This is a genomic window from Candidatus Anaplasma sp. TIGMIC (assembly GCF_028204095.1).
Taxonomy (GTDB): Bacteria; Pseudomonadota; Alphaproteobacteria; order Rickettsiales; family Anaplasmataceae; genus Anaplasma.
Map to the genome: position 1 here is coordinate 1 of NZ_JAQLOH010000041.1, position 7560 is coordinate 7560.

General features: G+C 44.4%; 7 protein-coding genes and 1 tRNA gene. 1 reads left to right on the top strand and 7 read right to left on the bottom strand.

Features of this window, described 5'->3' with window-relative positions:
• Positions 1-566: 566 nt before the first annotated feature.
• The 7 genes from PGW94_RS04110 to PGW94_RS04140 form a co-directional block, all read right to left on the bottom strand.
• Entirely contained in the window at positions 567-728 is a 162-nt protein-coding gene (locus PGW94_RS04110; RefSeq protein WP_271758910.1) for a hypothetical protein, read from the bottom strand.
• 115 nt (positions 729-843) lie between these two features.
• On the bottom strand, positions 844-1584 hold the full coding sequence (truA, locus tag PGW94_RS04115) for a tRNA pseudouridine(38-40) synthase TruA (protein ID WP_271758914.1): 741 nt from the start codon (positions 1582-1584) through the stop codon (positions 844-846).
• Complete coding sequence (locus PGW94_RS04120; RefSeq protein ID WP_271758926.1) at positions 1581-2477, bottom strand: aspartate carbamoyltransferase catalytic subunit; 897 nt, start codon at positions 2475-2477, stop codon at positions 1581-1583. Before PGW94_RS04120 ends, truA begins: the two co-directional genes overlap by 4 nt.
• Positions 2478-2833: 356 nt before the next feature.
• Positions 2834-3490 carry a fructose-6-phosphate aldolase gene (gene fsa / locus PGW94_RS04125; RefSeq protein ID WP_271758918.1) on the bottom strand — a complete coding sequence of 219 codons (657 nt, stop codon included), beginning with the start codon at positions 3488-3490 and terminating at the stop codon, positions 2834-2836.
• Positions 3487-3882 carry a F0F1 ATP synthase subunit epsilon gene (locus PGW94_RS04130; protein ID WP_271758920.1) on the bottom strand — a complete coding sequence of 132 codons (396 nt, stop codon included), beginning with the start codon at positions 3880-3882 and terminating at the stop codon, positions 3487-3489. Before PGW94_RS04130 ends, fsa begins: the two co-directional genes overlap by 4 nt.
• 68 nt (positions 3883-3950) lie before the next feature.
• The gene (gene atpD, locus PGW94_RS04135; RefSeq protein ID WP_271758922.1) at positions 3951-5417 is read right to left on the bottom strand and encodes a F0F1 ATP synthase subunit beta; all 1467 of its coding nucleotides are present in this window, start codon (positions 5415-5417) and stop codon (positions 3951-3953) included.
• 71 nt (positions 5418-5488) lie between these two features.
• Positions 5489-5571, bottom strand: a tRNA-Leu gene (locus PGW94_RS04140).
• A 356-nt stretch (positions 5572-5927) separates the two neighbouring features.
• On the opposite strand from PGW94_RS04140, the gene mgtE reads away from it, so the two are divergent.
• Positions 5928-7274 (top strand): magnesium transporter, encoded by a 1347-nt coding sequence (mgtE, locus tag PGW94_RS04145; protein ID WP_271758924.1) that lies wholly within the window; start codon positions 5928-5930, stop codon positions 7272-7274.
• Positions 7275-7560: the final 286 nt, after the last annotated feature.

The window sequence follows — 7560 nt, forward strand, 5'->3', positions numbered from 1 at the left end:
ACCGAGCACCGAGCACCGAGCACCGAGCACCGAGCACCGAGCACCGAGCACCGAGACGAGTCTCGCGCTTTTCTATTTGCGAAGCAACATATTATTTATTCATCAGACTGCATAAATTGTGTTTAGTCCGTATGTGTATAACTTTTAATACCGGCTAAAGCATGTGTTTAGAGATAAAGCACAAGAATTTTTGTTCCTGTTGCGCATTCCTAACAACATTTATAAAAGCATGCTCCTGAAAACTTACACGCGATTGTCCCGAGCTCGTGTCAGAAATAAAGTGCTGATGACCATCTATTCCCGCTGTGTTTTTCGAAAATGCAAAACTCCTATAAATTCATGCACTAGGGTAATGACTAAAGACTTCGCAAAATTTTGCGGATCTGCTACCTGTGAAGAAAAAAATGGCTCTCACTCATAATGCCCTGGTCAGGACCTATTGTATGGCATGGTGTCTGAGAAGAAAATTGGCGCGCAGACGCTCTAATTGTACATTTTCTTTCTTTTGCTTCTTAAGCAGAATTGTAGAACGTCATTAACGTATCATACAAAAGAATTTTAGCTATCTACGCTCCGCAGTGCGCAATATACGAAAGCTTCAGTCTAGCATAGTCTCCGGGTTTTTCACTTCCTATATAATTAGTGGGGTTTGATGCCGCTTTAAATAGCGCTAAAAACAAAATATCGCGACACAAATGACAATGGCTACTTATTGCTATCTCTATCACCGAAAATTTCTAACTCTTTTTCTATAATAAGCAACGGTCTCTGCAGACATTTAAGAGTAAGCCTCAAACAATAGCGTCGGTACAGCAGCTCAACACGGGGTATCAGCTATTCCTATTAGTAGTCTACGTGAGTCAAGTATAGGCCGTGTGCAGGCGCTGTTATACCTGCAGCTGCCCTGTTTTTTTTCTCTATTATTTGCTCAACGTGCGCAGGCGGGAAAAGCCCACTTCCACACTGTACAAGGGTGCCAACAATGATCCTGACCTGATTATGTAAAAAAGAAGGTGCAGACACATTGACCATTATTTCTTCTCCTTCTCCCACAACTTCAATCGCATCTATAGTCTTTATGGAAGACTTGGATTGACATGATTTGGATCTAAAACTAGCAAAATCAAACTTCCCACACATATAAGTTGAAGCTTCCTGCATATCGCATACATTTAGCTTCTTGGGGACGTGCCAGCACCGGAAACGATCCAGACTCGGCGGAGCTTCTCTGTTCAGTATCCTATACTTGTAATGCCTTTTTTTCGCCGAAAACCTGGCATGGAATTCCTGATCAACGCGCTCTAGGTGCAAAATAGAAACACTCTCAAACCGCAAATAGTGGTTCAGCGCATTTTTAACAACATAGTCTTCAAGTGACACCTTAAGGTCGAAGTGGACTACCTGCCCTAATGCATGAACACCTGCATCAGTCCTCCCAGCAGCGCACACCTCAACAGTCTGTTGCGAAAACTTCTTAATGGCTTCTTCTATAGCTTCCTGTACAGACCTTCCTGTTGAATTTCTCTGACGCTGCCAGCCTATGAAGGAAGTCCCCTCGTACTCTATTACTGCCCTGTATCTCATCCTAACATGTAATGCAAAATCGCTTTTCTAACAGCAACACCCATCTTCACCTGCAACAAGATAGATGAACTTTTATCCGCAACTTCACTTGATATTTCAATGCCACGGTTTATAGGCCCAGGATGCATTACTATTACATTTTCCCTGGCAACAGACAATCTACTCTTGTTTAGCATGTAGTGCCTTGCGTATTCACTTGCCGATATAAATGTGCCACCACACACGCGCTCCTTCTGTATACGTAGAAGCATAATGACATCTGCCTGTCTTATTCCCTCTTCTATTGAATTAAACACTGTAGACACACCCTGCAATGAAACAGCACCAGAAACACTCGGCGGAACAACTACACTTACATTTGCTCCACAACGCGACAACAGGCGAATATTGGAGCGAGCTACCCTGCTGCGAAAAACATCTCCGCAAATAGTCACGTTTGTTCCCTTTATATCTTTGACGCCCTTCAAATACCGTATTACAGCATAATCGGTAATAGCCTGGGTCGGATGCTCATAGTTACCATCTCCAGCATTAATTACGCAGCAGGAACCAACTTTCTCTTCAACTTCATGTATAAAACCACTATGTCCAGACCTCACAACCACTAAATCGATGCCCATAGCGCTTAAAGTCGTCAGCGTATCTGCAACACTTTCCCCTTTATTAAGCGACGAAGTGGCTATATTAAGGGTAACAGCAACAGCTCCCAGTACCTTTTCTGCGATCTCGAATGCTAATAATGTCCTCGTAGAATTTTCAAAAAACAGGTTTGCGATAACCTTTCCCTTGAGCACGTTCTCCGCGACATACCCTTCGACATACCTGTGAGCCAACTCAACTATGCCTTCTAGGTCATCATCACTTAAACTGTCAACACTAAGTAGTTTTCCCAGCTTCGCCATAACAATCCCATGCGCCTTCAACGCGTCTACACCTTACCACCTTTTACCCAAGATAAAAAGGCTGATTCTAAAAATACGCAGCTGACGCAACTAAGCACCCCTCTCTCTCCTATTCCCAACTATATCTTTACCGCTAAAATAAAGAGCTCAAAACACCGAAGCACCTGAACACACATGCAATCGCCCATGGCTAGAACTCTGTAACCTTATTACAGCATCAGCACAGATCTGCCGGAATTCCAACACAACAAATAGTAATGAAAAGGCTCTATGCCATATCGGCAACACCCACATACGAACAGAAAAAACAATGGGCAAGACTAAGAAAGACAGAACCCTCTATGGCGTTATAGTATGCTCTTACCTGCCTCTTTCCATAATTTCAAGAAATCATTGAGACCACTGTCAGTCATAGGATGACGAAACAACTGCCGAAACACAGACACGGGAACCGTCACAATCTCCGCACCGGCTTTTGCCGCTTCAACAACATGTTGCGGCCCCCTAACCGACGCAGCAAGAATCTGCGTACTGAAATTGTAATTAGAGTATACAACTCGTATATCCCTAATCAAAGCAGCGCCATCTCCGCCCAAATCATCAATCCTACCCATAAACGGAGAAACAAAGTACGCACCAGCCTTTGCAGCCAATATGGCTTGAGGAACGCTGAAGCACAGAGTAACGTTCACCTTTATGTTATGAACTTTCGACAGAATATTACAAGCCGATATTCCCTCAAATGTTAGAGGTAACTTAACAACGACATTGCAGGCTATACGAGACAGCTCCAACCCCTCACGGACCATCCCATCAACATCAGTGGAAATTACCTCTATACTCACATCGCCTGATACAAGACCACATATCTCCGTAAGCAGCTCCTTATATGGCCTCTGGGCAGCAGACAACAGAGCTGGATTAGTAGTGATCCCATCAACCATTCCAGTATGATTCAACGAGGATATGCTATCCACGTCTATCGTATCTAAAAATATCTTCACTCCGCCAATACCATATGAATGAACTCCAAATCCGCCCTAGCTTGCTCTGCAAGAATACCTTCACTACACGACGAGAGTACCCGCTCAACTTCCTCTCTCAAGCCTTTTAGCTTCTCTTTACTGTCCGTCTTCCCAGGCAATATTACACGGTCAGCAACTATCGTACATACGTTATTCTCCACACTCAAAACAGCACTAGAAACCGCAATTACAGTACTGCCACCCTTCTCGTCTTTCAAAATAACAATGTGTGAAGATAGATCCATAACTGCCTTCTCGTGGTTTGCCATAACAACAAACTCCCCATTGCGTGTACGTGCTACCAATGAGCAAATGCCACCAAACTCTTCCCTGCTATCGGGCGACACAAATTGCACACTAAAGCACTCCATAAACTAACCTCGAACACAAACAAAAAACCGCAGCTATGCCTCTGATGACAACGCCCATGTACACAGTATTACTTCATGGATTCCGCTTTCTTTATAGCAGCATCTATGCCACCTACCATGTAAAATGCACCCTCAGGGAGGTCGTCATATTGGCCTTCAACAAGGCCCTTGAAACTACGAACTGTGTCCTCAAGAGATACAAATACCCCAGGATTACCAGTAAATACCTCCGCAACATGGAATGGCTGAGACAAAAATCTCTGTATCTTCCTTGCTCTAGCAACCAAAATTTTGTCTTCTTGAGACAACTCATCCATACCCAAGATGGCTATTATGTCCTGTAGAGACTTGTACGTTTGTAATATACGCTGCACTTCCTTCGCAACTGCGTAATGCTCATCACCAACAACATCCGCGGACAACGCCTGCGACGTGGATTCAAGAGGATCAACAGCAGGATATATACCGAGCTCAGAGATTTGTCTGGACAATACTGTAGTAGAATCAAGGTGCGCAAAGGATGTAGACGGCGCTGGATCTGTAAGGTCATCTGCAGGTACGTATATAGCCTGCACCGAGGTTATCGACCCCTTATTAGTAGAAGTAATCCTCTCCTGCATTGCACCCATTTCCGAAGCCAGTGTTGGCTGATAGCCCACAGCCGACGGGACACGGCCAAGCAACGCAGATACCTCCGACCCGGACTGGGTAAACCTAAATACATTATCTACGAAGAACAAGACGTCCTGCCCTTCAGAGTCGCGGAAATACTCTGCCATCGTTAACGCAGATAACGCAACACGCATCCTCGCACCAGGAGGTTCATTCATCTGTCCGTATACAAGAACCGCCTGGGATTTTTCGGGGTTACCAGGGTCTATAACGCCAGACTCTATCATCTCTCTATAAAGGTCATTCCCTTCACGCGTACGCTCCCCAACTCCCGCAAAAACAGAAAAGCCTTTGTGCGCCTTAGCAATATTACTTATCAACTCCATGATAAGTACAGTCTTACCAACCCCCGCACCACCAAATAGTCCTACCTTACCACCTTTAAGGTACGGCGCTAAAAGGTCTATAACCTTAATGCCTGTGACAAGTATTTCAGTCGCCACCCTCTGATCAGACAGCGCAGGCGCCGCAGAATGTATAGAGCGATATTCAACACCATCCCCGATATCGCCTATATCATCTATCGGAGAACCAAGAACGTCAAAAACCCTACCAAGAGTTTCTCTGCCAACCGGAACAGATATGGGTGAATGCATGCTTACGAATTTGTCTCCCCTAGTTAAGCCATCCGTGCTTCCCATCGCTATACAACGCACAGCCCCATCACCAAGGTGCTGAGCCACTTCTAGTACGAGCTTTCTTCCCTGGTAACACTTTTCACTCTCCAGGGCATATAATATTTCAGGGACATATCCTTTTGGGAATTCTAAATCCACAACAGCAGGCATAACCCTTACGACTTCCCCGACATCCCGAGAATCGGAGCTCTGACCATTTTCAACAACTTTCTTGTCGACTTTCATTCTGTACCTAACAAAGAAGGAGAATACACATGCGTAAAACGCCGTACCACAAACGCCTAAAAACCCTGACGTGCCCTTAGCCGGACTCGAACCAGCACACCCTCACGGGCAGTAGATTTTGAGTCTACCGCGTCTACCATTCCGCCATAAGGGCCGCATCACCGTACTGATACTACAAACTATTTTGTGCAAGTCAATCCTTACCTATCTCCTTCTCTACTCTAATATTGGTAGCAACCAAACCGTGACACCATGGCATCCACTGCGAAAATATTGGCACTCCACAACATATACTTTGTACCAGAGGGATAGTCAGTGCATTAGGTAACAGAGTATATGTGTTCAAAATACAAAACCTTCTATCCACTTGTAGAGATAGTTAGATGTGCCACAGCTTTCCCACACTAAACCGCATGTATTGACTGCCAACTTCACGATGTACAATCCGGAAAAAATGTGCTAGGAGTGGCTACACTGCTTTGTCTGAATTTATGAGTTACCGGGCCTGCTATGTCGTATCACTTGTTGGACAAGAGTACTAGTGATTTTCTTATTGATGCGATAGAAGAAGAAAGGGTAGAAGATATCCAGAAGGTAATTGAGCGCGTGGATGGCGTACAGCTGGCGTCGTTCTTACTCACTTCAACTCCAAGTCAAAGGAGAGAACTCCTCAAAAACGTTGGAGATGGCCTGATATCAGAAATATTGGTGCATCTCATACCTGGCCTAAGACAGGAAGTCGTAAGTACATTGGGAGTGGCACGGGTGGCATCACTTATTGCCGATCTGGATAGCGAAGACATAGTAATAATAGTCGAAGACCTCAGCCTAGAATACCAAGAGGAGATCCTACGCCTACTGCCAGAAGAGAAGTGTTTGCTAATAAGCGAGCTACTATCCTATCCTGAAAAAAGCGCTGGTCGTCTGATGCATAAGGACATCACTGTTGTCCCTGCTCATTGGAACTTAGATCAGCTGACCACATTTTTGCGCGATAACGCCCAGCAACATGGAAAAATTCACGAAATTTATGTGATAAACCCCAAATTGCAGCCCATTGGCGTCCTGGCTTTAGACGATATTCTCACATGCAATAGAGATGTATCAGTTCATCAGTTAATGGATACTGACGTAAAAGTCATTCGACCTAATGCAAAACAGGAAGAAGTATCCGAAATGTTCAGGCAGTATTCCCTGCTGTCTGCACCCGTAGTTGACAAAGAAGGCCGCATTATAGGCTCAATTTTAGTGTATGACATCATAAATGTCGTACATGAAGAAGCCGAAGAGGACGTCTTGCATTTAGGTATGGTATCAGACAGTGATATAGGTTCGCCCATGCTCAAAACTGTGGCGAGGAGAATGCCTTGGCTACTGTTGAACCTTTTGACCTCCACAGCTAGTTCATTAGTAATTGGCTGGTTTAGTGACACAATAAAAAGCTTTGTTGCTCTCTCTATAATTATGCCCATGATAGCTTCTATGAGTGGGAATTCCGGATTACAAGCCCTTGCCGTGACTGTACGTGCCTTAGCTACAAAACAGCTAACTTATAGAAATTCCCGGAGATTGCTTGTAAAAGAGCTCTTCGTGGGCTTAGTAAACGGCGCTATAATAGCGGCCATAGCATCTGTAGCCGTTGTTGTAAGATTTGACGATGTATCTATTGAGGTGCTGTTTGCCGTATCAATGATAATAACGTTTTCCATATCAACTTTGTCAGGTGCCGCAGTACCAATGATGCTAAATTTCTTCAAAGCTGATCCTGCGATATCGTCATCCATTATCGTATGTGCCGCGAGCGATATATTATCTTTCCTAATTTTCCTTGGGCTTGCTACAATGTTCCTGATGTAGTACGCCAATCTCAATTGGCTATCCTCTCTTAAGTCTATAGCTTGAGAGCTTGCGGTACTTTCTCCTTTAGCCCCTAGTAGTACAATAAGCTAATGGAGGTCACTATTTGTAGTGTACGTTTCACTAAGTTCAGGAAGCTGCTTCCTGATGTTGGCCTCGCAGTTCATGCCTATACGAGATAGATTAGTATAACGCCAACCCCATTGCGTTTGGTTATTACGCACTATGTGACGCATCCTTTTTCTCTGGTCGAAGTGCTTTACCAATTCAAATCATTACACAATAC